Genomic DNA, 24,565 nt, shown 5'->3' on the forward strand with positions numbered 1-24,565 from the left:
TTTTGAGACATGGCACGTACCGTCGTCGCTTCGGCGACCAAGGAAATCATTATCGGATTCGATCAGCCCTTCTGCGTGATCGGCGAACGCATCAACCCGACGGGCCGCAAGAAGCTGGCCGCCGAGATGGTCGAGGGCAATTTCGAGACCGTCAAGAAGGACGCGCTCGAACAGGTCGCCGCCGGCGCAACCATGCTCGACGTCAATGCGGGCGTGACCGCGGTCAATCCCAACGAGACCGAGCCGCCGCTTCTGGTCAAGACGCTGGAGATGGTCCAGGACCTGGTCGACGTGCCGCTGTCGATCGACTCCTCGGTGACACCGGCGATCGAGGCCGGGTTGAAGGTCGCCAAGGGCCGCCCGCTGGTCAATTCGGTGACCGGCGAGGAGGAGAAGCTCGAAGCGATCCTGCCGCTGATCAAGAAGTATGACGTGCCGGTCGTCGCCATCTCCAACGACGAGACCGGCATTTCCGAGGACCCGGACGTGCGCTTCGCGGTGGCCAAGAAGATCGTCGAGCGCGCCGCCGATTACGGCATTCCCGCGCACGACATCGTGGTCGATCCGCTGGTCATGCCGATCGGCGCGATGGGCACCGCCGGCCAGCAGGTGTTCCGCCTCCTGCGCCGCCTGCGCGAGGAACTGGGCGTCAACACGACCTGCGGTCTGTCCAATGTCTCCTTCGGCCTGCCGCACCGGCACGGCATCAACGCCGCCTTCATCCCGATGGTCATCGCCTCGGGCATGACGAGCGCGATCATGAACCCCTGCCGGCCGCAGGAAATGGAGATGGTGCGCGCCGCCAACGTGCTGGCCGGGAACGATGCCGACTGCACCAACTGGATCATGACCTATCGCGATCACGCACCCGCCGCCGCCAACGCCAATGCCGGCGCGGCCCCGGCGCCCCCCGCCGCATCCTCGGGCGGCCGCCGCAGAGGCGGCCGCGCCGCGCGGGCACGGGGATAGCGCCCCGGATTTCCCTCGTCCTTCGAGGCTCGTGGCTAACGCCACTCGCACCTCAGGATGAGGGAAACGAGATCGCTGTTTCACCGGCACGCCATCTTGAGGAACAAAGATCGACGTAGCAACACCATGCCTCGCGGGCGAGGGAAGTGAATCGGCGGCTGGCCCGCACCCTCATCCTGAGGTGCGAGCGTAGCGAGCCTCGAAGGACGAGGGGGCGGCGGCAGTCAGTCCGAGGTCAGATGCCCGCGCCGCGACAATTGGGGAAGGTCTTCGTAATGCAAACCGATCAGCGCCTCCTTCTTGCGCCGCGACCAGCCCTTGATCTGCTTTTCCCGCGCGATCCCATCCAGCAGACGGTCGTAGGTTTCGGTGAAGACGAGCGTGACGGGTCTTCGCTTGGCCGTATAGCTTCCAACATCTGGAAGGTTGTTATGTTCCCATACACGAGCCTCAATTGGCTGCCTGGTGAGGCCGGTGTAGTAGGAACCGTCCGAGCAGCGGACGATGTAGACCGTCGCTTGCATGCTCGTCTTTCCCCTCGCCCTTCGAGGCTCGCTGCGCTCGCACCTCAGGATGAGGGGAAAGACCGACAGCGGTCAATCCCGCCTCGTTTGCGGTCGGAATCTGCCATGTCGCACGGAGCGGCGGGTGCGCGCGCGCACCCTCATCCTGAGGTGCGAGCGCAGCGAGCCTGGACCCACCCCCATCCTCAGGTGCGGGCGGACCGTGCCTTGAGGAGCGAGGGAGATGAATCGGTGGCTGGCCCGCACCCTCATCCTGAGGTGCGAGCGCAGCGAGCTTCGAAGGGCGAGGGTGCGGCAAGGGAACCAGACGAATGAGCCAAAACCCCCTCGTCCTGTTCATGCCTTCGGGCCGGCGCGGACGGTTTCCGGTCGGAACGCCGGTGCTCGACGCCGCGCGCGAACTGGGCGTCTATGTCGAAAGCGTGTGCGGCGGGCGCGGCATTTGCGGGCGCTGCCAGGTGGAAGTGGCCGAAGGCCAATTCGCCAAGCACGGCATCACCTCGTCGAACGACCACATCTCCGCGTTCGGCCCAAAGGAACAGCGCTACGCCGAAAAGCGCGATCTGAAGCCCGGCCGGCGCCTGTCCTGCTCGGCGACGGTCCAGGGCGATCTGGTCATCGACGTGCCCGCCGACGCGCAGGTCAACACCCAGATCGTCCGCAAGGCCGCCGACACCAAGGTCTTCCCGCGCAATCCGGCGCTGAACATGTGCTATGTCGAGCTCGAAGAGCCCGACATGCACAAGCCGCTCGGCGATCTCGACCGGCTGTTCGCCGCGCTGCGCGCCGAATGGGGCTTTGGCGAACTGTCGGCCGATCCGCACCTTCTGCCGCAGGTGCAGGCGATCCTGCGCCAGGGCCAGTGGGCGGTCACGGCCGCGGTGCATCAGCCCGACACGGAAGGCCCCGCAACGCTCGTCGCGCTCTATCCGGGCCTGAAGAACGAGGCCTACGGCATCGCCTGCGACATCGGCTCGACGACCATCGCGCTGCATCTGGTCTCGCTCCTGTCCGGGCTGACGATCGCCTCGGCCGGCGCGTCCAACCCGCAGATCCGCTTCGGCGAGGATCTGATGAGCCGGGTCTCCTACGTGATGATGAACCCGGACGGTCGCGAAGGCATGACCGAAGCCGTGCGCGAGGCGATCAACTCGCTGATCGGCGAGGTCGCCGAAACCGCCGGCATCGACCGGCGCGACATTCTCGATGCCGTCTTCGTCGGCAATCCGATCATGCACCATCTGTTCCTCGGCATCGATCCGACCGAACTGGGCGGCGCGCCGTTCGCGCTCGCCGTCTCGGGCGCCGTCGCGATGCCGGCCCGGGCGAACGGGCTCGATCTGAACGAGGGCGCCCGGCTCTACATGCTGCCCTGCATCGCCGGCCATGTCGGCGCGGACGCGGCCGCCGCGACGCTTGCCGAAGGCCCGCACCGGTCGGACGACATCATGCTCCTGGTCGATGTCGGCACCAATGCCGAGATCGTGCTGGGCAACAAGGACCATGTCGTCGCCGCCTCCTCGCCCACAGGCCCCGCCTTCGAGGGTGCGGAAATCTCGTCCGGGCAGCGCGCAGCCAACGGCGCGATCGAGCGCGTGCGAATCGACCCGGTCACGCTCGAGCCGCGCTTCAAGGTGATCGGCATCGATGTGTGGTCAGACGAGCCGGGCTTCGCCGAAAAGGCCGAGACGGTCGGCGTCACCGGCATTTGCGGCTCGGGCATCATCGAGGTCGTCGCCGAGATGTTCCTCGCCCGCATCGCGTCCGAGGACGGCGTGATCGACGGCGCGCTGGCGGCGAAATCGCCGCGCATCATCGAAGATGGCCGCACCTTCTCCTACGTGCTGCACGAGGGCAAACAGACGATCACCGTCACCCAGAACGACATCCGCGCCATCCAGCTCGCCAAGGCCGCGCTCTATGCCGGCATCAAGCTCCTGATGGACAGGATGGGGCTGACGACCGTCGACCGGATCGGCTTTGCCGGCGCGTTCGGCAGCTTCATCGATCCCAAATACGCCATGGTGCTCGGTCTCATCCCCGACTGCGACCTCGAAAACGTCAAGGCGGTCGGCAACGCGGCCGGCACCGGCGCGCGCATGGCGCTGATCAACCGCGACTATCGCCGCGAGATCGAACGGACTGTGCGCCGGATCGAGAAGGTCGAAACGGCGCTCGAGGCGAAGTTCCAGGACCATTTCGTCGCCGCCATGGCCATGCCCAACAAGGAAGACGAATTTCCAAGGCTGGCAAAGGCCGTCAGCCTGCCGCCGCGCAAGCCGCGCCCGGCCAACGATGCCGGCGACGGAACCGCGCCCAGACGCCGCCGCGGGGGCCGGCGCGGCCGGGGGTGAAGGCGCATCTTTGCAGCGCGGTGCTTGCCGGCTAGGCTTTCACCTGCATGGCAAGGAAGCTGATCCGTTGGAGCCCGGAGAAAGACCGGAACTTGCGCAGTGATCCCGGCAGGCTCGGCATTGGTCTAAGAGATTGTGCCCGCGTCATCATTGCCGGGCAGATTCTGGCCGATATTCCGAATCCGAACTACCCCAACCAGCGCATGTTCGTCATCGCTATTCGTGACTATGCATTTGCGGTACCCTATATCGAGGAGAATGGGTCAATATTTCTGAAGACGGCCTTTCCGAGCCGAAAGCTGACGGCGATTTACCTTCGGAGGCAATGATGGGTAACAAACCCGAAGTGACCATTTTCGCGGACAAGGAAGAAGAAGAGCTCTATCGCCGGATCGAATCGGACGAGTTCGTACCTGGCCCGAGCCATCTGACCCCCGAACGCAAGGCCGAGCTGATGCAGGCGGCCCAGGCGACGTTCGACGAAAGCACGCAGATCACCATCGACATCCGGTTCGGCGATCTGCTCGAGTTGCGCGCGCGCGCCGAACGCGAGGGCGTCTCCGAACAGGAACTGATCAACGCCATCCTGCACAAGGCGGTCAGCGAATAACTCCGCGCGATCGGGCCGGACCGGTACCGGCCACCCTCACAGATCGGCGTGGAACTCCTCGATCAGGTGGCCGACGACGGCGCGGTTGATCGCGTCGGCATCGTCCGAACCGACCGCCTCGCGCACCGCGCGCTGGCGCGTCGCGCTGGTGCCACCGGCCACGATCTCGCGCAGCACGTCCAGTTCGCGCATCGAGCCGAGCACCGCCGCATCGGGCGTGACCAGTTCGAGCAGTTCGTCGAGCAGCGTGCCGAACGGCACCACCTCGCCGCGGCCATAATCGATCAGCCCTTCGGTGATGCCGTAGCGCTGGGCGCGCCATCGGTTCTCGGAGATCAGGAACCGGTCATAGATGCGCCAGCGCATATTCTGCGACCGCAGCCGCCACAGCATGCGCGTGATCGCCTGCACGAGCGCGGCGATCGCGATGGCATGACCAAGCCTCGGCGACATGTCGCAGATGCGCGTCTCGAGCGTCGGAAAGCGGGCCGATGGGCGCAGATCCCACCACACCTTTGTGGTGTCCTCGATGATCCCGGCATCGATCAGAACGCCGGTCGTGCGTTCATACTCGGCGAAACTGTCGAAATGCGGCGGCAGGCCGGTGCGCGGCAGATTGTCGAACACGCCCAGCCGATAGGAGGCCAGGCCCGTGTCGTTGCCCTGCCAGAAGGGCGATGACGTCGACAGCGCCAGAAGATGCGGCAGGAAATAGCATTGCTGCGCCATCAGATCGACGCGCAGCGCGTCGTCGTCGATGCCCACATGCACATGCATGCCGCAGATCAGAAGGCGCCGCGCCGCCGCCGCCATCTCCACGCGCAGATCGTTGTAGCGATCCTTGTTGGTGTGGTGCTGCTTGTTCCACTCCGCCGACGGATGGCAGGAGACCGCGATCGGCGCGAGGTTGAACTCGGCCGCCCGCTTCGCCACCGCGCTGCGCAGCCGCCTTAGGTCGTCGCGCGCCTCGGCAATGTCGCGGCAAACGCCCGTGCCCACCTCGATCTGGCATTGCAGATATTCGGGGCTGACCTGCGATTGCAGATCGTCCTGCAGCTTCTCCAGAAGCCCGTCCGGCGCTTCCTTGACGGTCAGCGCGTCGGCGTCGACCAGCAGATATTCTTCCTCGATCCCGAGCGTGAAGCCTGGCGTTGCCTGCACGGACGGCCCTCCCCTTCAGCGGCACGACAATAGCCGCGCTTTGCGCGTTCGCGAAAGCCCGTGCGGACCGCATCGCAATATTGAAGCCAACGTTCAGCGAAATTGCATTCCCGCCGCCGCGCCATTTGGCTAAACCGTGCCCGATGACCCGCCCGCCCGTGCCGCCCCTCGCTCTCGTCTTCGTCCTCTGGCTCGCCGGGCTGGGCGCGGCGGCGCAGTTCGCCAAGATGGCGGTCGTCCTGCCCGAACTGCAGGCCTTCTACGGCGAAACCGGCGCCGCCTCGGGCTTTCTGGTCTCGCTGATCTCGCTGATCGGCATCGTGTTCGGCATGATCGCCGGGCTGTTGGCCAACCGCATCGGCCTGCGCCGCCTCCTGCTGATCGGGCTCGGCCTCGGTGCGTTGGTCTCCTTCGTTCAGGCGTTGATGCCCGCCTTCCCGATGATGCTGACCGTGCGGTTTCTCGAAGGGCTGTCGCATCTGGCGATCGTCGTCGCCACGCCGACCCTGATCGCGCAGATCGCGCCGCCGCGGCACCAGGGCGCGGCGCTGACCCTTTGGGGCACGTTCTTCGGCGTCGCGTTCGGCGCGGTCGCTCTGATCGCGCCGGCCCTGCTCGGAGCGGCCGGCCTTTCGGCCCTGTTCGCCGCGCACGGGCTCTACATGCTCGTCTTCGCCCTGATCGTCGCGGCGCTGGTTCCGACACCGGCTCCGGCCAGACCCGAACAATCGCTGACCGGCTTTGCCGCGATCATCGAGCGGCACAGGGCGGCCTACTCGAACCCGGCGATCGCCGCCGCCCCGCTCGCCTGGGTCTGCTACACGCTGACCTTCGTGGCGCTGCTGGCCGTCCTGCCGCCGCTGCTCGACCCGCGCGAGCGGCTGATCGCGGCGACCTGGATGCCGCTGACCAGCATCATCGCCTCGATGACGCTCGGCGTCGCGCTGCTGCGGCACATCTCGGCGATCGCGGTCGTGGTCACCGGTTTCGGCTCGGCGCTTGCCGTGTCGGCCCTGTTCTTCCTCACCGGACCCAACCTGTGGGTCGGCATCGCGCTGTTTGCCTGTCTGGGCCTCGTTCAGGGCGCCAGCTTCGCCGCCGTCCCGCAGCTCAACCCGTCCGACGCCGACCGCGCGCTCGCCAATGGCGGGCTCGCCCAGATGGGCAATCTGGGCAACACGGTCGGCACGCCGCTGATGGTGGCGATCTTCGCGGCGACCGGCTTTGTTGGCCTGCCGGTGCTCTTGATGTGCTGCTACGTCGCCGCGATCGCGATCCACTTCGCCTTCGCCCGCATGCGCGCCGCATCGGTCTCCGCGCCAGCCGGTTAACCGTGCCTTAACCGTTCCCGCACGCCGCCGCGACCATGGCGCAAATTTCATAGCGCGAGGCGCTTTTATCATCGCATTTCGGCCACCAAGCACCCATATGCGGGATCATGAGCCGCCCTAACGGGGATCGGCGAATCGGATGATCCCAAGCGTCCGATAGCCGTCCTGATAATAGCCGGCGGGTTCCCGCCAAACGACGGGTCCAAACCGTCGTCGGAACCGACCGGTCGCGCAAAGGCTGCTCCGTGTGAAATGGCAAGCGCATGGAGTGATGATATGACCATTTTCGCTAAGTTCTTCACGGTTGGCACCAAGGCCGCCTACGCACCGACCAGCGGCGCGAACCTGACGACCGCGTTCGCTCGCGATCGCCTGTCGCGCACCATGCCCGGCGAAACCGGCGCCCGCGCCGGCTCGCGCTACGGCCTTTTCGTCTGAGGTCGGCTCGTTGGCCCGAAATGACCGGCCGCGTCCGGCTTGACGCGGCCGGCTTCGGCGTGCCCGCATGCGCCGATGGTCAAGGCGGCTCTCTTCGACGTGTACGGCACCTGCGTTGACTGGCACGGCGGCATGCGCCGCGCCGCCTCCGCGATGCTCGCCGAAAAACGGCTCGATCCGTCGCTCGGGACCGACATCGCCGAGGGCTGGCGGCATCGCTACCAGCCGGCCATGGAGCGCGTGCGCTCGGGCGCCGAACCCTATCGCCCGCTCGATTCGCTGCAACTCGAAACGCTCGCCGACGTGCTCGACGCGCTGGACCTTTCGCACCATTTTGGCGCGGCCGACCGCGCACGGCTGAACGCGGCGTGGGACGCCCTGCCCGCCTGGCCCGACACGACCGCAACCCTTCAATCGCTCAAAGCCGCCATGCCGGTCGCCGCCTGCTCGAACGGCTCGGTCGCGATGATGGAACGGCTTGCCGCCCACGCCGGCCTGCCCTGGACGATGCTCTGCGGCGCGGAACTGGCGCGCAATTTCAAGCCGGAGCCCGAGGTCTACCTCAAATCCTGCGCCGCGCTCGGCCAAATTCCGGCCGAAGTGATCATGATCGCCTGCCATCCCGACGATCTCGATGCGGCCGCCGCCTGCGGGCTCCGGACCGGCTACGTGCCCCGCCCGGACGAATGGGGCACGGCCTCGGTCGCGCCCGATCCCGATCCGCAGCGGTTCGACCTTCACGCCGCCACGCTCGGCGAACTGGTTGGGCAAATCGTTTCCCGCGCGCACTGAAATGCCTTGCGCCTCCGTCCGCGCGCTGATTGGGTGACAGCCCTGTGACATAGTCCAGGCGCGCTGCGGCGCGCGGCCTTGATGGGAGTTGGGGTATGGACGCAAAGACGGCCAGGGCGAAGGCGCCGATCCGGACCATCGTGTTCCTGATGGTGCCGGAGTTCACCATGATCGCCTTCACCTCGGCGATCGAGGCGCTGCGCTCGGCCAATCGGATGCTCGGTTTCGACGCCTACCGCTGGCGCCTGTGCAGCGAGACCGGCGCGCCCGTCACCGCGTCGAACGGCGTCGAGGTCACGGTCAGCACGACCATCGCCGACGAACGCCGGATGATCGGCACGCCCGACCGCGCCTCGCTGTTCCTGGTCTGCGGCGGCACCAATGTCGAGGATTTCACCACCAGGGCCGCGACCGGCATCGTGCGCGAACTGCACGCGCGCGGCATCGGCGTCGGGGGCCTTTGCACCGGCGCTCATGTCATCGCCACGGCCGGGCTCTTGAGCGGCCGGCGCTGCGCCATCCACTGGGAGAACCTGCCCGGCTTTTCCGAAAAGTTCCCCAAGGCCGACGTGTTCGCCGACCTGTTCGAGGTCGACGGCAACATCTACACCTGCGCCGGCGGCACCGCCGCGCTCGACATGATGCTGTCGCTGATCGCCGAGGATTTCGACGACGATCTGGTCAACCGCGTCTGCGAGCAGATGCTGACCGACCGGGTGCGCGCGGCGACCGACCGCCAGCGCCTGCCGCTCAGGGCGCGGCTCGGCGTGCAGAACGCACGCGTCCTGTCGATCATCGAACTGATGGAGGCGAACCTTTCCGAGCCCCTGTCGCTGCTGGAGATCGCCGATCATGTCGGCCTGTCGCGTCGCCAGATCGAGCGCCTCTTCAGGCAGGAGATGGGCCGGTCGCCGGCGCGCTACTATCTCGAGATCCGGCTCGACCGCGCCCGCCATCTGCTGATCCAGTCGACGATGCCGGTGGTCGAGGTGGCGATCGCGTGCGGCTTCGTGTCGGCGTCGCATTTCTCCAAGTGCTACCGCGAGCTTTATGCCAAGTCTCCCCAACAGGAGCGCGCCGAGCGCAAGCAGCTCATGGTCGCCTGATCGAACCGACGGAGGTCTTCATGCCCGCATTCAGCCGCCTTCTGGGCGCGCTTTTCATCGCGCTGCTCGCCGCGCTGCCGGCAAACGCCGACGACAAGCGCTTTCTTCTGGCGACCACCACATCGACCGAGAATTCCGGCCTGCTCGACGCGATCATCCCGCAATTCACCGAAGCGACCGGGATCGCAATCGACGTGGTCGCGGTCGGCACCGGTCAGGCGCTGGAGATGGGCCGGCGCGGCGATGCGGCGGCGATCCTCGTGCACGACCGGATCGGCGAGGAACGGTTCGTCGAGGAAGGCTACGGCACCGACCGGCGGGACGTGATGTACAATGACTTCGTCATCATCGGCCCCGAGGCCGACCCGGCCGGGCTTGGCGACGCCGCCGACACCGCCGAGGCGTTTACGCTGATCGCCGGAACGCAAAGCGTCTTCGTCTCGCGCGGCGACGACAGCGGCACGCACCGCAAGGAACTGCGGCTCTGGGACGAGGCCGGGCTCGACGCGGCCGGGTTCGGCGGCTGGTACCGCGAGGCCGGCGCCGGCATGGGCCAGACGATCATCACCACCACCCAGATGGACGGCTACACCATGACCGACCGCGCGACCTGGGTGAAGTTCAACCGCAAGGAGGGGCACCGGATCATCTTCGAGGAGGACCCGCCGCTGTTCAATCCCTATTCGTCGATCGTGGTCACCAATACCGTCATCCCGGCCGAGGAGAGCGACTGGGCGACCGCCTGGCACGAATGGCTGACCAGCGAGGAGGGTCGCGAGGCGATCCGCAGCTACCGGGTCGACGGCCAGCAGCTCTTCTTCATCGCCGGCGACGGCAAGCAGGGCTGACGGTCAGCCGGCACCCGCCGGGCGCGCGCGATCGCGCGTCACCCACCATGTCAGGACCGTCACGCCGAACGAGATCGCGACGAGGATGATGCCGAGCGCCACGGCGATGTTGAAGTTGCCCTGGCGCGTCTCCAGCGTGATCGCCGTGGTCATCACGCGCGTCGAACCGCGAATGTTGCCGCCGACGATCATCACCGCGCCGACTTCCGAGATCGCCCGGCCGAACGCGACCAGGAACGCGGTGACGAGCCCGGCCTTGGCCATCTTCAGCAGTTCGGCGATCTGGCGCCAGCGCGCCCTGATGTCGAGCCGCACCTGCTCGCCATAGTCGGCCCACGGGCCCGCGCAGGCCCGGTAGGAGAAGACGGTGATGACCGGCAGGGTGATGATCACCTGCGCGATGACGATCGCGGTCGGCGTGAACAGGATGCCGAGCCAGCCGAGCGGCCCCGACCGCGACAGCAGGATGTAGACGACAAGGCCCACCACGACCGTCGGCACGGCGAGCAGGGCCGAGAAGATCGCCAGCCAGACGCGCCGGGGCCGTTCGCGCAGCGTGCAGAACAGTCCCCCGAGCGGCGCGCCGATCGCCATGCCGATCAGCGACGCGGTCAGGCTCACCTGCACCGACAGCACAACGATGCCGAAAATCTCGCGACCGTCCACCATGGTCGGCACGCTCAGAGCGTTCCGTCACGACACTGAACCAGTGTGCCGGTGCGGGTTGGGTTCAAGATCAAGGGCTTTGGCGAGGGGCGTGACGGGATACGGTCGACCCGAAGCTCGCCGGAATTGGGCCAGAACGGCCCGGCGGAATGGTTCAATATCATGACGGAACGCTCTAGCCGGAATCGGCGGCCACGCAAATCGGCTTCGGAAGGCCGCCGCTCAGCGCACGTCCATGATGCCGCGCAGCTTTTCGCCGATCGTGCAGTCGATCGGTTGTTCCTGCGCCAACCGCACCGGTGGAGGCACGGCGCGCGCCGGCCCTGCGGGCTGCCCGCCGGCCAGTTCGAGCACGATCTTGCGCCGGACCGCCTCGGGGAACCCGTCCCAGTCCTCGACCGGCAGCAGGAACGCGCCCGGCCCGCCGATCACGCAATCGCGGTAGTAGACGTCCAGCCCCGAAATGTTGAAGCCCAGCCCGCCCATCCACGGTTCGGCCATGATCGGCAGCCCGTTGATGACGATGCCGCGATCGATCGCCTCGTCGCGCGCCACGTCCACGCGCCCGCCCTGGTTGTTGGGCCCGTCGCCGGAAATGTCGATCACCCGACGCAGTCCGTCGAACGCGTTCTCCTCGATCGAGGCGATGCCGTAGAGGATCGCGCCGCTGATCGAGGTGTTGCGCATGTTCGAGATCGGCGCCGATTCCAGCCGGCCGGCGAACGCCTCGGCGTCTTCGGCGCCGGCGATCAGGGTCCACGGCACGATCACCCGCTGCAGGTCGGCCCGCGCCCATTCGACATAGGTGACGGCCACTTCGCCGATCAGCCCGCCGGTGATCGCCTCGTGCACCGCGCGCGACCGGAACGCCTCGGCATAGCCGCGCCGCTGGATCTGCAATTCGTTGAAGCGCATCGAGCCGGACACGTCGACGGCGAGCACCAGTTCGACATCGACCTGCCGGGGCTGCGCCCAGGCCGGGGATGCGGCCAGCACGGCGATGGCGATCGCAAGAACAAGACGCAGCTTTGCTGTCATCGTGCAAGCATACGGCATCGGCGAGCGCTGAAAAGCGCAAGGCGGCGTACATATCGGCGCCCGGTTTCGCCCTTGTCACAAACCGGGCGGCCAGTGGTCGCAGATGCCGGCGCACCGCGAGATCGTTTCGGACGCGCGGCGCGACGACTATCCAACGCGGTTCGCGACGACTACAATGGCGATGCACGAGGTGTACTGACATGAATTGGATCATTCTGCCCCCCGATCTCGAGCGCCGTGTGGACGAACTCGCCAGACGCAGCGGCAAGCCGACCGAAGAGCTGGTGCGGCTGGCATTGATGCAGGGGATCGAGGATATCGAGGACGCGATCGCCGCCGAGGTGGTCCTCGACAGGATCGGGAAGGGCGAAGAGAGGACCGAAACCCTGTCGGACGTCGAGGCGAGGCTTGGTCTGGCGGATTGAACTGTCCGAGACGGCGGGCAGGCGACTGTCGAAACTGCCCAAGGCCGATGCGAAGCGGATCACCGGTTTTCTGCGCGACCGGCTCGCAAGTCGCGACGATCCCCGATCGATCGGTACGCCGCTCAAGGGAAACCGCTACGCGGACCTCTGGCGCTACCGTGTCGGCGACTACAGGCTGATCGCGCAGGTTCGGGACGCGACCCTGACCATCCTCATCGTCGACCTCGGCCATCGGAGCCGGATCTACCGACGTTGAGCCGATCCCTCCCCCGCCGACATCGGCCCGTCGCAGGCAGGACAGGGCATTGACGCCACCTTCGCGATAAGGCTCCCATGCACCGGGCGCGCCACGCCCGAACTGGCCTCTGGACGAGCGGAGACGAACCCATGGCAGCTCTTCCCGAACGCGCGAACGTCGTCATCATCGGCGTCGGCGGCATCGTCGGCGCTTCCGTCGCCCACCACCTGATCGAACGCGGCTGGGACGACATCGTGGGCATCGACAAGTCCGCGGTGCCCACCGACATCGGCTCGACCTCGCATGCATCGGACTTCTGCTATGCGACCGCGCACGACCAGCTCTCCTGCTGGACGACGGCTTATTCGATCGACTTCTACGAAGGGCGCGGCCGCTACGCCCGGGTCGGCGGGCTGGAGGTGGCGCGCGTCGGCGACGACGAGCGCATGGCCGAGCTCAAACGCAAAGTCGCCTCCGGCAAGGCCTTCGGCACCCGCGCGACGATGATCTCGGCGGCCGAGGCCAAGCAGAAATTCCCGCTGCTCGAGCAAGAGCTGATCCAGGGCGCGCTTTGGGACCCCGATGCGGGACTGGTCACGCCGCGCAGCCAGGTGGTCACCGGCGAACTGGTCGAGGAGGCCGAAAAGACCGGCAAGCTTAAGGTGTTCGCCAACCTGCCCGCGACCGACCTGATCGTTAAGGACGGCCGCATCGGCGGCGTCGTCACGGCGCGCGGCACCATCCGCGCCGACCACGTCATCGTCTGCGCGGGCCTGTGGGGCCGGCTGATCGCCGAGATGGTGGGCGAGGACCTGCCCGTCATGCCGATCGACCATCCGCTTTTGTGGTTCGGCCCGTACCGCGAGTTCGACGGCACCGGCAAGGACATCGGCTGGCCGCTGCTGCGCGACCAGGGCAACTCGGCCTACATGCGCGACACCGGCGACAGCGCCACGACCGAGGGCGGCATGATCGAGTGGGGCTACTACGAGGAGACCGAGCCGCGCCTGGTCCATCCGCGCGACATTCTCGAGAAGAGCGAGGCGCGCCTGTCCCCGTCGCAACGCGATCTCGACATGGAGCAGGTCATCGAGCCGCTCGAACGCGCCATGGAACTGACCCCGATCCTCGCCGAGCTGGGCTATGAGGAGAAGCGCTCCTTCAACGGCCTGTTGCAGGTGACGACCGACGGCGGCCCCTCGCTCGGCGAATCCACGAACGTGCGCGGCCTCTGGTACGCCGTTGCCGTCTGGGTCAAGGACGGGCCCGGCATGGGCAAGCTGATCGCCGACTGGATGACCGACGGGCGGACGCCGATCGACATCCACGCCGCCGACTATGCGCGCTTTTATCCCTTCCAGACCGGGGCGCAGTATATCCACGACCGCTGCACCGAAACGGCGATGAAGGTCTACAATCCGGCCGTGCATCCGCGCGAGCCCTTCTCCAAGGGGCGCGGGATCCGCAAGTCGCCCTTCTACGAGCGCGAGGTGGAACTGGGTGGCCATTTCATGGAGCTCGGCGGCTGGGAGCGCGCGCACGGCTATGCCGCCAACGAACACCTGCTCGAAAAGTGGGGCGAGAAGGTTCCGGTGCGCGAAAACGAGTGGGACAACCGCCATTTCTGGCGCGTCTCCAACGCCGAGCATCTGGAGATGAGCGAAGATGTCGGCATGGTGAACCTGTCGCATTTCGCCATCTACGATGTCGAGGGGCCCGACCACGTCGCATTCATGGAATGGCTGTGCGTCGCAAGGATCGGCGGCGAGCGCAATATCGGCCGCGGCATCTACACCCATTTCCTGGAAGACGATGGCGGCGTGCGCGCCGACCTGACCGTGCTGCGCATGGATGACCGCTGCCGCGTCGTCGACGGCGCCGATGCGGGCCCCCGCGACTTCACCTTCATGAAGCGCGTCGCCGCCGACAAGGGCCTCGACGTGACGATCACCGATGTGACCGAGGAATACACCACGATCGGCCTCTGGGGCCCGAACGCACGCGCCACGCTGTCAAGGCTCGTCGACCCCGAGACGCTCAGCCCCGAGAACTTCCCCTTCGCCACGCTCAAGCCGCTGACCATCGCCGGCAGGGACGTGACCGCCTTTCGCATCTCCTATGTCGGCGAACAGGGCTGGGAGTTGCACATGCGCTACGAGGACGGCCTTGCCGTCTGGGACGCGCTGCGCGATCTCGGCGTGATGGTCTTCGGGGTCGAGACTTACGCCAACTCGCGCCGCATGGAAAAGAGCCTGCGCCTGCAGAACGCGGACCTTCTGACCGACTACAATCTGCTCGAGGCCGATCTCGCGCGGCCGAAGGTCAAGGAGCCGGACTTCCGCGGCAAGGCCGCCTATCTCGAACACCGCGCCCGCAACCAGCAGGTGGCGACGCTGTGCACGCTGGTGATGACCGACAATGTGGATTCGCAGGGCGTCGCCCGCTATCCGGTCGGCACCTGCCCGGTGCTAGACGAGAAGACGGGCGAGGTGCTGGTCGACGAACTCGGCCGGCGCTCGTTCACCACCTCGATCGCCTACGGCCCCTCGGTCGGCAAGAACATCGCGCTCGCCTATCTGCCGCACGATCGCGCCAGAAAGGGCAACGGGCTGATGATCGAGTATTTCGGCGAACATTTCCCCGTCGAGGTCGCCGGCGTCGGCTACGAGCCGCTCTACGATCCCGAAAACCTCAGGCCGCGATCGTAACCGGGCAGGTCCGGGCGGCGCCGCCGCCCGTCAACCATAGGCACAGATTTACCATCGGGCTTAACCCGTCCGCGCGGCGCATCCGCTAGGGTGCGGCTGTTCTGCATGGCCGCGAGACCACCGATGAGTGCGACAACGCTCGACCAGTCCGTTCCCCTGCCCCGCATGGGGCTGACCGCGCTCGTCTGGGCGGTGATCGGCGCGCTGACGGCGCTGATCGTCGCCGGACTGGCGCTGCCGCTGCACGCGCCGATCGGCGCGATGTACTGGGACAGTTTCCTTTATCTGGACGCGGCCAACCGGATCGGCCAGGGCCAGGTGCCCAATGTCGACTTCTTCACGCCCGTCGGCCCGCTCGAATACTATCTGAGCACCTGGACGCTGAATCTCTTTCCGAACGCGCAGCCCATGTACGCGGCAAGCTGGTCGATCGCCTTCGTGACGATCCCGCTGATGGCGCTTGTGCTTTGGGACATCGCCCGGCGCGCGCCGCTGGTCGCGCTCGCGGTGGCCGTGCCGTTCGCGCTCTACACGCTGCTGCCGTTCAACACGACCGAATACTACAACTTCCCCGGCTCGGACGGTTTCGGCATCTACAACCGGCATGCCAGCCAGCTTGTCTACGTGCTCGCCGCCGCGCTCGTGTTCGTGCGGCGACAGTGGCTGCTGGCGGCGCTGATCGCCGCGCTGATGCTGGCCCTGTTTCTGGTCAAGGTGACGGGTTTCGTCGTCGCCGGCCTGTTGTGCGTCGTCGCGCTCGCGGCCGGCCGCGTCCAAGTGCTGAGCGCGATCGCCAGCGCCGTCGTCTTCGCGGCGACGCTGGCCGGGCTGGAACTGGCCACCGGCATGATCTCGGCCTACCTCGCCGACATCGCGGCGCTTTTCCAGATCAACGACACGAGCATGGCGCACCGGCTCGTCCAGGGCGCCTCGCGCACCGGCGGCACCGTCATCTTCGCCGGTCTGACCTGTCTTCTTCTCCTTTTCGCGATGCCCGTGCGCGCCCTGCCCGATCAGCCGCGCTGGCGGGCCGCCTGCGACCATCCCGTCGTCTGGATCGGCGCGGCGGTCGCCGGCGGCATCTTCTTCGAGAGCCAAAACACCGGCAGCCAGGAGATGATCGCGCTGTGGCCCGTCATCGTCCACGCGCTGGCCCGCATGCTGTCGGAGCCCGGCGCCCATGCCGCCAAGGCGGGCGTGGCGCTGCTTGCCGGCTGCACCGTGTTGCCGCCGCTCGTCCAGACGATCCAGCACGCCGCGCGCGCGAACCTTGCCATGGTGCGCCAGATCGCGCCCGAGCATGCGAACTGGGGCCGGGCCGGCCGGATCACGGTGCGTCCGCGCATGCTCGAACGGTTCGAGCGGATGCGCGCCCACTACATCGCCTGGCCCGAAGCAACCCGCGCGCTCGCCGAGCGCCGCGAACTTCCCGCCTACGTCCTTTATTCCGAGCACGACTTCCAGGTCGGCCTGATGCACGACGCCGACGAGGTCGCCGGCGAACTCGCCCGGCTCGAGGCCGAGGGCCTCAGCTACCGGACGATCATGACGCTCGACTTCGCCAATCCCTTCGCCTTCATGCTGGACAAGAGCGCCCCGCGCCACATCGCCATCGGCGCCGACCCCTATCGCGCCGTGCCGGAACCCGATGCGGCCGTTTTCGAGGCGGTTGCCGACACCGACATCGTGCTCGAACCGCTATGTCCCTACCGGGACAATTCAAGGGAACTGCGCGCCATCTACGCGCCCGCGCTGACCGGCCACGTCAGGGTGACGCTGACGGACTGCTATGCGGCCTATGTGCGCCCGGCGATCGCAGCTCAGCTGACCCGCTGACCGGACCGCGCCTCCGGCAGGAAGCGCAGATCACGCAAGGCGCAGATCAGCACCAGCCCGAACACGATGACATAGGCCAGATGGAACCGCGTCTCGTGCAGCGGGAAGATCACCATCTTGGCGGCCATGGCGAGCAGCGTCGTGACCAGGACCGTGGTCTCGCGGCGCGCGAGCGCGATGCCGCGCAGGCGCATCTGCCACCAGGCGAAGCAGCCGACGATCACGATCGCCAGCCAGGTCTCCTCGACCAGCGCGCGCACGATCACCCGGATGATCGCGTAAAGATAGACGCTGATCGAGAAGTCGGGGTCGAACCCTTCAAGCGTCGGCACGAACTCGACATGGGTGAACCAGAAATGCGTCCACCAGCCGGGATGACCGGCCGCCTGCGTGATCGGCACGTAGGCGATCAGCGCGGCGAAGAAGGCGACGAACGCGCCCCATGAAAAGGTGCGGGTGAACAGCGAGACGAACCACAGCACGCCGATGAAGGCGGCGTGGTCGGGACGCACGAGAAAGGCGCCGAACAACAGCGCCGCGACGAGCGCCTCGCGCCGCGCGACGAAGGCCAGCATGCCGGCGACGAAGAACATCGCCGACAGCATGTCGGGCGTGCCCTCGCGCGCGCTCTCCCCGAACGCGGCGACCAGCAGCAGCGCGATGGCGAGCGGCGCCAGATGCAGCGCGCGCTCGCGCGCCATCCACAACGTGACCAGCACGCCGGTCAGCGCCGCCGGCACCACCGACAGCAGCCGCAACGCCGTGTAGGGATCGGCGAGGGTCGACAGCCAGCCTATCGCTTCGACGTACAGGAGCTTGACCCGGTAGAAGCCGAGCATGGTGAAGAAGGCTTCGGGATCGTTGTACTGGCGCACGCGGTAGTCGCGGTCCTGGGTCAGGACGATGAAATCGCCGGCCGGCGCGTTCTGGCGCACGGCATCATAGGCATGCCGGTGCAGCGCCTCGACCGAAACGCCCGGCGCTTCGTGCGCGGCGGCCAGATAGGCGAACATGTCCCAGTTGAAGACCGGGAACGCCCATGCGGCGGCCGCGACCGTCGCCGTGAAAGCAATCAGCAGGACCAGGCCGACCGGACCGGCGAGCCGGCGCGTGCGCCGCGCCAGCCATTCGCCGACGGCGATAATCCTGATGTTGATGGCCTCGATCACCCGTGCCCTCCTGGCATCGGACGATCAAACACCAGACCCCTTGCGCCGGGCTGGCGACGCAAGGGGCCTTGAGGCGTTATCGCGGGCCGGTCAGCTCACCTGGCTCTTGACGAAGTCGCGCACGATCGCCGTGATGCCGCGGCCGAGCAGCGCGTCGAAGCCTTCGATGAACCGGTCGACATGGGCGCGCTCGCAGATCAGCGGCGGCTCCAGCCGGATGACGTTGCGGTTGTACTCGGTGAAGGCGACCAGGATATCGTGGTCGCGCAGCAGCAGCGCGCCGACAAAGCCCGACAGCGAGCCCTTGAGCTTGTCGTCGAGGACGGCGACCGCCGGGCGCAGCACCGCCGGCAGGGTCTGCGAGAAGTCGTGGAATTCGAGCCCCACCATGAAGCCCTGGCCGCGCACGTCCTTGATGATCTTGGGGTACTTGGCCTGAAGGCGCTTCAGCTCGGCGATCAGATAGGCGCCGGTCTCGGCCGCGTTGTCGATCAGCCCCTCCTCGTAGAGGATGTTGATCGTCTCGAGCGCGGTGACCGAGGCTTCGCCGATGCCGCCGAAGGTCGCCTGGGCGTGGATCATCGCGGTCTTGGGTGTGCCGTAGGCCTTCATGTAGATATCGCGTTTGGCGATCATCGCGGCCATGGCGCACTTACCCCCGCCCAGCGACTTGGCGAGCGCGGTCACGTCCGGCACGACGCCATGATGCTCGAAGGCGTAGAAGCGGCCGGTGCGGCCCAGCCCGCACTGCACCTCGTCGGCGACCCAGATCACGCCATATTCGTCGCAAAGGGCGCGAAGCTTCTGCCAGTATTCGGTCGGCGCCTCGATGATGCCGCCACCGCCCTGGATCGTCTCAAGGCAGATCACGCCGATCGACGGATGCGCCCGGAACGCGGCCTCGACGGCCTCGATATCGCCGAACGGCACCCTGATATTGTCGCCCAGCAGCTTGAACTCGCCGCGATAGAGCGGCCCGTCGGTGACCGACAGCACGCCCTTGGTCTTGCCGTGGAACGAATTCTCCGCATAGACCACCATCGGCCGGTCGGGCCCGGCGGCGCGCTCGGCGACCTTCAGCGCCGCTTCCATGGCTTCCGAGCCCGACGAGCCCAGGAACACCATGTCCAGATCGCCCGGCGAGCAGGCGGCGATGTTGTGCGCCAGCGCGGCCGCATATTGCGACATGAACGCCATGGCGATCTCGTGGCGCTTTTCGTCCTGAAACGCCTTGCGGGTCTCGAGGATGCGCGGATGGTTGTGGCCGAGCGCCAGCGAACCGAACCCGCCGAAGAAGTCGAGGATCCTGCGACCGTTCTGGTCGACATATTCCATGCCCTCGGCGCGCTCGATCTTGATCTTGTGAAAGCCCAGCAGCTTCATGAAGTGAAGCTGGCCCGGGTTCAGATGCGCCTTGAACAGTTCGGTCATGGTCGGCACGTCCATCGCCTTGGCATCGGCGACGGACATCAGGTCCGGCTTGTGAACCGGCGCCAGCGCGGGGCCCTCGGGCATCGGCGTGTCCATCGTCGGCGCGTCGACCACCGGTTTCTTCCTGGTCAGGAAATCGAGCATCATCTGTCCCCTATTCGGCCGGCACGGCGGCCATGGCGTTGGTGTCTGCCTTGTCGTCCCGGCCCCGGCGGTACTCGGCATAGGCGGCGACGAGCATGTCCTCGTCGCGATGTTTCGGCGTCCAGCCGAAGTCACGCTTGGCGGCGGTGGTGTCACGCACGCAATATTCGTCGGCGATCAGATATTGCTCGGGGTCCATCAGCGGCATGTTGAGCCGGTCGAGACCCGCGAGCGTCCACTTGACCGCGAAAGCCGGCGTCGGCACCAGGATCGATTTCGAGCCGGCCGACCGGATCAGGTCGCCGAGCAGCTTCCTGACGGGCGGCGGGTTGTCCGAGCCCAGATTGTAGGCCTTGTTCGGCACGCCCTTCTCCCAGGCCAGCCGGGCCACCTCGGCGCAGTCATAGACCGAGATGAACTGGTAGGGATTGCGGCCCGAGCCGATCATCGGCACCGGCAGGTTCATGTCGATCAGCCGGAACAGCTTGCCCAGGATCCCAAGGCGCCCCGGCCCGATGATCAGGCGCGGGCGCACGATGGTGATCTTCATGCCGCGCATGCGCCAGTCGTCGGCGATCGTCTCGGTGTCGGCCTTCGAGCCGCCATAATGGCCCAGCGGCGCGATCGGATGATCCTCGTCCTGCGGGGTCCTGACGGTTTTGCCGTAGACCATGTCGGTCGTGTACTGGACCATCTTCGAGGCGCCCGAAGCGGCCGTGTGCGCCATGATGTTGGCCGCACCGAACGTGTTGACCGGATAGAAGAACGGGTAGCGGTCGATGCGCTTCTGGATCGGCGAGAGCATCATCGCGCTCATGTTGTAGACCATGTCGTCGGCGCCGATCGGCACGCCGGCGACCGAGGCCGAATTGGTCACGTCGCAATGGATGTGCCCGACATCGCCATAGTGCGGCAGGTCCGACGTTGCGATGTCGGCGACCAGAACCTCCTCGCCGCGCTCGGCGAGATCCTTTGCCAGATAGCGGCCGACGAACCCGTCGCCGCCGAAGATGACATGTTTCATGATTGCGCCTTGTCCGTCATGGCTGTGGCAGGGGTTGAATGGGTGGCGTGCGGCCGGTCCGAAAGCGGCGAGCCCGATTGGGCGATCAGCACCGTGCCCACACAGATGAAGACGATGCCGGCGATCTTGTAGGCGCCCAGATCCTCGCCGAAGAGCTGCCAGGCGAGCACCGCGACCGCCACATAGGCGAGCGACAGGAACGGATAGGCAAAGCTCAGATCGACCTTGGACAGGACGAACATGTGCGAGGCCATCGAGATCACGAACGTCGCCAGACCGAAGAACACCCAGGGCTGGAACACGATCAGGATCGCCTTGAGCGCCATGTTGGGCTGCGCCATCACCGCCGGCGACAGCGTCATCATGCCCTGCTTGAGCATGAGCTGCGCCGCCGCGTTGGTCAGAACGGTGAACAGGATGAACGGAATGTATTTCATGGCGTGTGCCCCGGCCCTTTCAGTCTCGTCCTAGGACAGTTCCGTTGACTTTCGCTGAAGCGAACCGCCGGCATTTGAACCAACCGCCGCACCGGGCAGGCCGAGCGCCGTGCGCCGCCACAAATCCGAGCAGATGGCCGGATCGCGCAGCGCCTCCAGTTCGGCCCAGTGTGGGAACGAGGCCGCGAACGTCGCCGCGCTCATCCGCGCATCCTTGTAGGGATTGACCCGGCCGCCGGCCTCGACGGTGATCGCATCGAGCGTTTCCAGAAGCGCGCGCGTGGAACGGCCCCGGTTCGGAAAGTCGAGCGTCAGCGTGTAGCCGGGACGCGGAAAGCTCATCAGGCCCGGCGAAACGATCGTGCCGAACCGCTTCAGCACGGTCAGGAACGAGGCCTGCCCGGCCTTTTTCGACGCGGCGAGCATCGCCGGGATCGCCTCGCGCGCGGTCTCGAACGGGATCGCGCCCTGGTGCTGGAACAGGCCGGCCGGCCCGTAAAGGCGGTTCCAGTGACCGACCGCGTCGAGCGGGTAGAAGTAGCTCTGCCAGGATGTGCGCCGGTCGGCGCCGGCCTTGCTGACCTTGGCCGCATGGAAGGCCGCATTGAAGGCGCGCAGGCTGAGCCCGTTCAGCGCCGAAACGGGCAGTTCGAACGGCACCGACAGGCGCGGACGGTGCGACCCGGTGCCGAACCCGCCACCCTCGGCGTGGTTGGCCGCCATCAGGACACCGCGCCCGCCGTGCAACTGGTCGAGCCAGGCGACGGCATATTCGTTGGCCGCGTCGGCCGTCCCGGCACGGTCGAAATAGTCGCCGAGCGTGGCGAACGGCGTCAGGCGCTCGATCACGTCGAGCGCGCCGACCTTCATCATCTTCAGCCGCACCCGCGTGATGATGCCGGTCAGCCCCATCCCGCCGATCGTGGCGGCGAACAGCGCCGGGTTCTCGGTCCGCGACAGCCGGTGCCGGCCGTCCGAGCGGACCAGTTCGAGGCTCTCGACATGGCAGCCGAAGGTGCCGCGCGCGTGGTGGTTCTTGCCGTGCACATCGTTGGCGACCGCCCCGCCCAGCGTGACGAAGCGGGTGCCCGGCGTCACCGGCAGGAAGAAGCCGTGCGGCGCGCAATGATCGATGATCGCGTGCAGCATCACGCCGGCCTCGGCCTCGAGCAGGCCCGTGTCCGGATCGAAGGCGACGATCCGGTCGAGCCCGCGCATGTCGGCGAGCCGCCCGGCATCGTTGTGGCAGCTGTCGCCATAGGACCGGCCATTGCCGAACGGCAGCAGCGAGGCGGGCGCGGCTTCGGCGATGCCCGCAAGCGCATGGCGGCCCGCAAGTGCCGCCCGCGACTTCCGGTTCACCCGGCCGAAGCTTTCATGCTCAAAGGGCATTGAATTCGACCATCCCCGCCCCGAACATCAGCGCGGCGCCGAAGGCGATCATGATCTGGCTGCGCCAGTCGGTGGCGATGAAGACGACCGGATCGTCGTTGAACTCGCCGCGCCGCGCCAGGATCCAAATGCGCATGATCAGGTAGAGCACCAGCGGACAGATCGGCCAGATCATCCAGGGCTGGTCGTAGAGCGAGTAGACGGCGGCGCTGTCGAGATAAAGCGCCAGAACGACGATCGCCGAAAAGCCGGACGCCATGCCCGCCTGGGCGATCACTTCCTTGTCCTCGGGCCGGTAGCCGCGGCCGGTCAGGCGCTGCTTTTCCGAGATCGTCGCCTTGTCGAGTTCGACATAGCGTTTGACCAGCGCCAGCGACAGGAAGAAGAACACCGAAAAGGCCAGCAGCCAGTAGGACGGCTCGGCGCTGACCGCGGCCATGCCGGCGATGATGCGCACGGTGTAAAGGCCCGCCAGCGTCAGCACGTCGAGCAGCAGCCACCGCTTGATCTTCAGCGAATAGGCGCTGGTGACGACGAAGTAGAGGCCGAGGACCACGCCGAACTCCCACGGCAGCATCAGCGCCAGCAGCACCGAAAAGGAGATCAGCCCGAACGCGACCTTGATCGCCGTCGGCGGATCGATGCGGCCGGCCGCGAGCGGCCGGTGCCGCTTGGTCGGATGGGCACGGTCCATCGACAGGTCGAACAGATCGTTGAAGATGTAGACGGCCGAGGCGAGGAACGAAAACGCGAAGAAGGCGCCGGCAAGCTGCAGCATCGTGACCGGCGCGAAGATCGTGTGCGCCAGAACGGCGGGCACCGCGATCAGCACGTTCTTGGCCCACTGGTGCACGCGCAGCATGCGCGCCAGATCGCTCAGGCTCGTCTGGCCGTGATCGAACAGGATCGCGCCGCCATGGGCGTCGGCCCAGTTGCGCGCGTCGCGGTCCGGCGCGACCACATAGGCGCGCCGCGCCGCCTCGAAGATCGCCACATCGTCGCGGCTGTTGCCGACATAGTCGAACCCGGCATCGCCATGGTCGGCCAGAAGCCGCGCGCGCTTGGCGTCCGATTTCAGGTTGCGATCAACGGTCGAGCCGACGACGCGGTCGAACAGGCCAAGGTGCCGGGCGATCTGGTTGGCCTTGTCCTGGGCGCTCGCCGTCGCCAGCACGATCGTGCGGCCCTTGCGCTTTTCCTCCTCGAGGAAGGCGATCACCTCGGGACGGTAACCCAGGCACGCCGGATCGATCTCGACCCGGCTGAACACCTCGTGCTTGAAGCGCGCCTTGCCCGAGAGCAGCCAGACCGGCAGCATCAGCGCATAGAGCGGATTTGCGCGCACCAGCAGGAACACGCATTCCCAGAGCAGATCCCCCGAAATGAGCGTGCCGTCGAGATCGACGGCGAGCGCAATGGCTGTATCCTCGACCCGTGCGTCCATGCCTTCACCCTTCCAACAGGGGGTCAGACTAGCTGAGATGGGCGGGAAAAGCGGTGAACGGCGGCGGTTAACGGACGGTTTGCACGGCGCAATCGGCGGCGATGGTTAGCCGGTCGTGAATGCGGGCGGCGGCATTTGTCTCAAATGCCGCGCATGCGCGGCTTCACCGGTTGATGATCGCCCCGTCGCCGACCAGTTCGACGCTTTCGGGGCCCGCCAGGGCCGCCCGGTCGCCGTTCGGCAGGGTGATGAAGCAGCCCGTCAGGCAGAATGTCAGCGTTTCGCCGGCGCCGACGACGAGTTCGGATTTGACCCCGTCCTCGGTCACCGCCAGCGTGTGCGGCTCGCCGTTCTGGTTGGTCACCGAGGCGGCGTGCGCCGACGTTGCCTGCAGGCCCGCAAGAGAGCACAGGCCAACGAGGCCGATCAGCGAGGCCGTTCTGGCGCGCAACCCGGTCATGGCCCAGCCTAGAGCGTTCA

General features: G+C 66.8%; 24 protein-coding genes. 13 read left to right on the forward strand and 11 right to left on the reverse strand.

The window, feature by feature from the left end:
• Window positions 1-9: 9 nt before the first annotated feature.
• On the forward strand, window positions 10-969 hold the full coding sequence (locus E0E05_RS12620) for a methyltetrahydrofolate cobalamin methyltransferase (protein WP_131617034.1): 960 nt from the start codon (window positions 10-12) through the stop codon (window positions 967-969).
• A gap of 224 nt (window positions 970-1,193) precedes the next feature.
• Here the strand turns inward: E0E05_RS12620 and E0E05_RS12625 are convergent, their stop codons facing one another.
• A complete protein-coding gene (locus tag E0E05_RS12625) occupies window positions 1,194-1,493 on the reverse strand; it encodes a GIY-YIG nuclease family protein (protein ID WP_131617035.1) in 300 nt (99 codons plus the stop codon).
• Between the two features lie 311 nt (window positions 1,494-1,804).
• On the opposite strand from E0E05_RS12625, the gene E0E05_RS12630 reads away from it, so the two are divergent.
• The 3 genes from E0E05_RS12630 to E0E05_RS12640 are packed head-to-tail and all read left to right on the forward strand — an operon-like array spanning window position 1,805 to window position 4,457.
• Window positions 1,805-3,847: an ASKHA domain-containing protein gene (locus tag E0E05_RS12630; protein WP_131617036.1), complete on the forward strand. Its 2,043-nt coding sequence runs from the start codon at window positions 1,805-1,807 to the stop codon at window positions 3,845-3,847.
• Between the two features lie 47 nt (window positions 3,848-3,894).
• A complete protein-coding gene (locus E0E05_RS12635) occupies window positions 3,895-4,176 on the forward strand; it encodes a toxin (protein ID WP_131617037.1) in 282 nt (93 codons plus the stop codon).
• Window positions 4,176-4,457 (forward strand): hypothetical protein, encoded by a 282-nt coding sequence (locus tag E0E05_RS12640; protein WP_131617038.1) that lies wholly within the window; start codon window positions 4,176-4,178, stop codon window positions 4,455-4,457. The genes E0E05_RS12635 and E0E05_RS12640 overlap by 1 nt, the downstream gene beginning before the upstream one ends.
• 36 nt (window positions 4,458-4,493) lie before the next feature.
• On the opposite strand, the gene E0E05_RS12645 is transcribed toward E0E05_RS12640, so the two are convergent.
• Entirely contained in the window at window positions 4,494-5,618 is a 1,125-nt protein-coding gene (locus E0E05_RS12645; RefSeq protein ID WP_131617039.1) for a carboxylate-amine ligase, read from the reverse strand.
• 143 nt (window positions 5,619-5,761) lie between these two features.
• Between E0E05_RS12645 and E0E05_RS12650 the strand changes: the two genes are divergently transcribed.
• From E0E05_RS12650 to E0E05_RS12665, 5 genes are all read left to right on the forward strand, one after another.
• A complete protein-coding gene (locus tag E0E05_RS12650; RefSeq protein ID WP_131617040.1) occupies window positions 5,762-6,949 on the forward strand; it encodes an MFS transporter in 1,188 nt (395 codons plus the stop codon).
• 276 nt (window positions 6,950-7,225) lie between these two features.
• Window positions 7,226-7,387, forward strand: a complete 162-nt coding sequence (locus E0E05_RS17385; protein ID WP_158629363.1) for a hypothetical protein — start codon at window positions 7,226-7,228, stop codon at window positions 7,385-7,387.
• Window positions 7,388-7,462: 75 nt separating this feature from the next.
• A complete protein-coding gene (locus tag E0E05_RS12655) occupies window positions 7,463-8,179 on the forward strand; it encodes a haloacid dehalogenase type II (RefSeq protein ID WP_131617041.1) in 717 nt (238 codons plus the stop codon).
• A gap of 95 nt (window positions 8,180-8,274) precedes the next feature.
• Complete coding sequence (locus tag E0E05_RS12660; protein WP_131617042.1) at window positions 8,275-9,285, forward strand: GlxA family transcriptional regulator; 1,011 nt, start codon at window positions 8,275-8,277, stop codon at window positions 9,283-9,285.
• 20 nt (window positions 9,286-9,305) lie between these two features.
• Window positions 9,306-10,133, forward strand: coding sequence for an ABC transporter substrate-binding protein (locus tag E0E05_RS12665; RefSeq protein WP_131617043.1), 828 nt, complete (start codon window positions 9,306-9,308; stop codon window positions 10,131-10,133).
• A 3-nt stretch (window positions 10,134-10,136) separates the two neighbouring features.
• On the opposite strand, the gene E0E05_RS12670 is transcribed toward E0E05_RS12665, so the two are convergent.
• Both E0E05_RS12670 and E0E05_RS12675 read right to left on the reverse strand, forming a co-directional pair.
• Complete coding sequence (locus E0E05_RS12670; RefSeq protein WP_131618030.1) at window positions 10,137-10,802, reverse strand: ABC transporter permease; 666 nt, start codon at window positions 10,800-10,802, stop codon at window positions 10,137-10,139.
• Window positions 10,803-11,021: 219 nt separating this feature from the next.
• Window positions 11,022-11,837, reverse strand: a complete 816-nt coding sequence (locus E0E05_RS12675) for a DUF1194 domain-containing protein (RefSeq protein WP_244597720.1) — start codon at window positions 11,835-11,837, stop codon at window positions 11,022-11,024.
• Window positions 11,838-12,037: 200 nt separating this feature from the next.
• On the opposite strand from E0E05_RS12675, the gene relB reads away from it, so the two are divergent.
• The 4 genes from relB to E0E05_RS12695 all read left to right on the forward strand — a co-directional run bounded on the left by relB (window position 12,038) and on the right by E0E05_RS12695 (window position 17,044).
• Window positions 12,038-12,262, forward strand: coding sequence for a type II toxin-antitoxin system RelB family antitoxin (gene relB / locus E0E05_RS12680; protein WP_131617045.1), 225 nt, complete (start codon window positions 12,038-12,040; stop codon window positions 12,260-12,262).
• The gene (locus tag E0E05_RS12685; protein ID WP_131617046.1) at window positions 12,246-12,518 is read left to right on the forward strand and encodes a type II toxin-antitoxin system RelE family toxin; all 273 of its coding nucleotides are present in this window, start codon (window positions 12,246-12,248) and stop codon (window positions 12,516-12,518) included. The genes relB and E0E05_RS12685 overlap by 17 nt, the downstream gene beginning before the upstream one ends.
• Window positions 12,519-12,649: 131 nt before the next feature.
• On the forward strand, window positions 12,650-15,208 hold the full coding sequence (locus E0E05_RS12690) for a GcvT family protein (protein WP_131617047.1): 2,559 nt from the start codon (window positions 12,650-12,652) through the stop codon (window positions 15,206-15,208).
• Between the two features lie 123 nt (window positions 15,209-15,331).
• Window positions 15,332-17,044 carry a hypothetical protein gene (locus E0E05_RS12695; protein WP_131617048.1) on the forward strand — a complete coding sequence of 571 codons (1,713 nt, stop codon included), beginning with the start codon at window positions 15,332-15,334 and terminating at the stop codon, window positions 17,042-17,044.
• On the opposite strand, the gene E0E05_RS12700 is transcribed toward E0E05_RS12695, so the two are convergent.
• The 7 genes from E0E05_RS12700 to E0E05_RS12730 form a co-directional block, all read right to left on the reverse strand.
• Window positions 17,029-18,213 (reverse strand): hypothetical protein, encoded by a 1,185-nt coding sequence (locus E0E05_RS12700; protein ID WP_131617049.1) that lies wholly within the window; start codon window positions 18,211-18,213, stop codon window positions 17,029-17,031. The two genes, E0E05_RS12695 and E0E05_RS12700, sit on opposite strands and share 16 nt — an antisense overlap.
• 90 nt (window positions 18,214-18,303) lie before the next feature.
• On the reverse strand, window positions 18,304-19,740 hold the full coding sequence (locus tag E0E05_RS12705; protein ID WP_131618031.1) for an aspartate aminotransferase family protein: 1,437 nt from the start codon (window positions 19,738-19,740) through the stop codon (window positions 18,304-18,306).
• Between the two features lie 58 nt (window positions 19,741-19,798).
• On the reverse strand, window positions 19,799-20,812 hold the full coding sequence (locus tag E0E05_RS12710; protein ID WP_131617050.1) for an NAD-dependent epimerase/dehydratase family protein: 1,014 nt from the start codon (window positions 20,810-20,812) through the stop codon (window positions 19,799-19,801).
• Entirely contained in the window at window positions 20,809-21,249 is a 441-nt protein-coding gene (locus tag E0E05_RS12715; protein ID WP_131617051.1) for a DMT family transporter, read from the reverse strand. Before E0E05_RS12715 ends, E0E05_RS12710 begins: the two co-directional genes overlap by 4 nt.
• Window positions 21,250-21,279: 30 nt before the next feature.
• Complete coding sequence (locus tag E0E05_RS12720; protein ID WP_131617052.1) at window positions 21,280-22,641, reverse strand: FAD-binding oxidoreductase; 1,362 nt, start codon at window positions 22,639-22,641, stop codon at window positions 21,280-21,282.
• Window positions 22,631-24,085 carry a UbiA family prenyltransferase gene (locus E0E05_RS12725; RefSeq protein WP_131617053.1) on the reverse strand — a complete coding sequence of 485 codons (1,455 nt, stop codon included), beginning with the start codon at window positions 24,083-24,085 and terminating at the stop codon, window positions 22,631-22,633. Before E0E05_RS12725 ends, E0E05_RS12720 begins: the two co-directional genes overlap by 11 nt.
• 163 nt (window positions 24,086-24,248) lie before the next feature.
• On the reverse strand, window positions 24,249-24,545 hold the full coding sequence (locus E0E05_RS12730) for a hypothetical protein (protein ID WP_244597721.1): 297 nt from the start codon (window positions 24,543-24,545) through the stop codon (window positions 24,249-24,251).
• Window positions 24,546-24,565: the final 20 nt, after the last annotated feature.

Origin of the sequence: Roseitalea porphyridii, assembly GCF_004331955.1 — a bacterium.
Classification (GTDB): Bacteria; Pseudomonadota; Alphaproteobacteria; order Rhizobiales; family Rhizobiaceae; genus Roseitalea; species Roseitalea porphyridii.

Bases quoted from the DNA above. Each gene is read 5' to 3' on its own strand.
- E0E05_RS12705 (WP_131618031.1), bottom strand. From the start codon at position 19,740: ATGGACACGCCGATGCCCGAGGGCCCCGCGCTGGCGCCGGTTCACAAG.
- E0E05_RS12665 (WP_131617043.1), top strand. From the start codon at position 9,306: ATGCCCGCATTCAGCCGCCTTCTGGGCGCGCTTTTCATCGCGCTGCTC.
- E0E05_RS12640 (WP_131617038.1), top strand. From the start codon at position 4,176: ATGGGTAACAAACCCGAAGTGACCATTTTCGCGGACAAGGAAGAAGAA.
- E0E05_RS12655 (WP_131617041.1), top strand. From the start codon at position 7,463: ATGGTCAAGGCGGCTCTCTTCGACGTGTACGGCACCTGCGTTGACTGG.
- E0E05_RS12660 (WP_131617042.1), top strand. From the start codon at position 8,275: ATGGACGCAAAGACGGCCAGGGCGAAGGCGCCGATCCGGACCATCGTG.
- E0E05_RS12720 (WP_131617052.1), bottom strand. From the start codon at position 22,641: ATGCCCTTTGAGCATGAAAGCTTCGGCCGGGTGAACCGGAAGTCGCGG.
- E0E05_RS12625 (WP_131617035.1), bottom strand. From the start codon at position 1,493: ATGCAAGCGACGGTCTACATCGTCCGCTGCTCGGACGGTTCCTACTAC.
- E0E05_RS12675 (WP_244597720.1), bottom strand. From the start codon at position 11,837: ATGACAGCAAAGCTGCGTCTTGTTCTTGCGATCGCCATCGCCGTGCTG.
- E0E05_RS12620 (WP_131617034.1), top strand. From the start codon at position 10: ATGGCACGTACCGTCGTCGCTTCGGCGACCAAGGAAATCATTATCGGA.
- E0E05_RS12650 (WP_131617040.1), top strand. From the start codon at position 5,762: ATGACCCGCCCGCCCGTGCCGCCCCTCGCTCTCGTCTTCGTCCTCTGG.
- E0E05_RS12630 (WP_131617036.1), top strand. From the start codon at position 1,805: ATGAGCCAAAACCCCCTCGTCCTGTTCATGCCTTCGGGCCGGCGCGGA.
- E0E05_RS12710 (WP_131617050.1), bottom strand. From the start codon at position 20,812: ATGAAACATGTCATCTTCGGCGGCGACGGGTTCGTCGGCCGCTATCTG.
- E0E05_RS12730 (WP_244597721.1), bottom strand. From the start codon at position 24,545: ATGACCGGGTTGCGCGCCAGAACGGCCTCGCTGATCGGCCTCGTTGGC.
- E0E05_RS17385 (WP_158629363.1), top strand. From the start codon at position 7,226: ATGACCATTTTCGCTAAGTTCTTCACGGTTGGCACCAAGGCCGCCTAC.
- E0E05_RS12670 (WP_131618030.1), bottom strand. From the start codon at position 10,802: ATGGTGGACGGTCGCGAGATTTTCGGCATCGTTGTGCTGTCGGTGCAG.
- E0E05_RS12695 (WP_131617048.1), top strand. From the start codon at position 15,332: ATGAGTGCGACAACGCTCGACCAGTCCGTTCCCCTGCCCCGCATGGGG.
- E0E05_RS12690 (WP_131617047.1), top strand. From the start codon at position 12,650: ATGGCAGCTCTTCCCGAACGCGCGAACGTCGTCATCATCGGCGTCGGC.
- E0E05_RS12725 (WP_131617053.1), bottom strand. From the start codon at position 24,085: ATGGACGCACGGGTCGAGGATACAGCCATTGCGCTCGCCGTCGATCTC.
- relB (WP_131617045.1), top strand. From the start codon at position 12,038: ATGAATTGGATCATTCTGCCCCCCGATCTCGAGCGCCGTGTGGACGAA.
- E0E05_RS12715 (WP_131617051.1), bottom strand. From the start codon at position 21,249: ATGAAATACATTCCGTTCATCCTGTTCACCGTTCTGACCAACGCGGCG.
- E0E05_RS12635 (WP_131617037.1), top strand. From the start codon at position 3,895: ATGGCAAGGAAGCTGATCCGTTGGAGCCCGGAGAAAGACCGGAACTTG.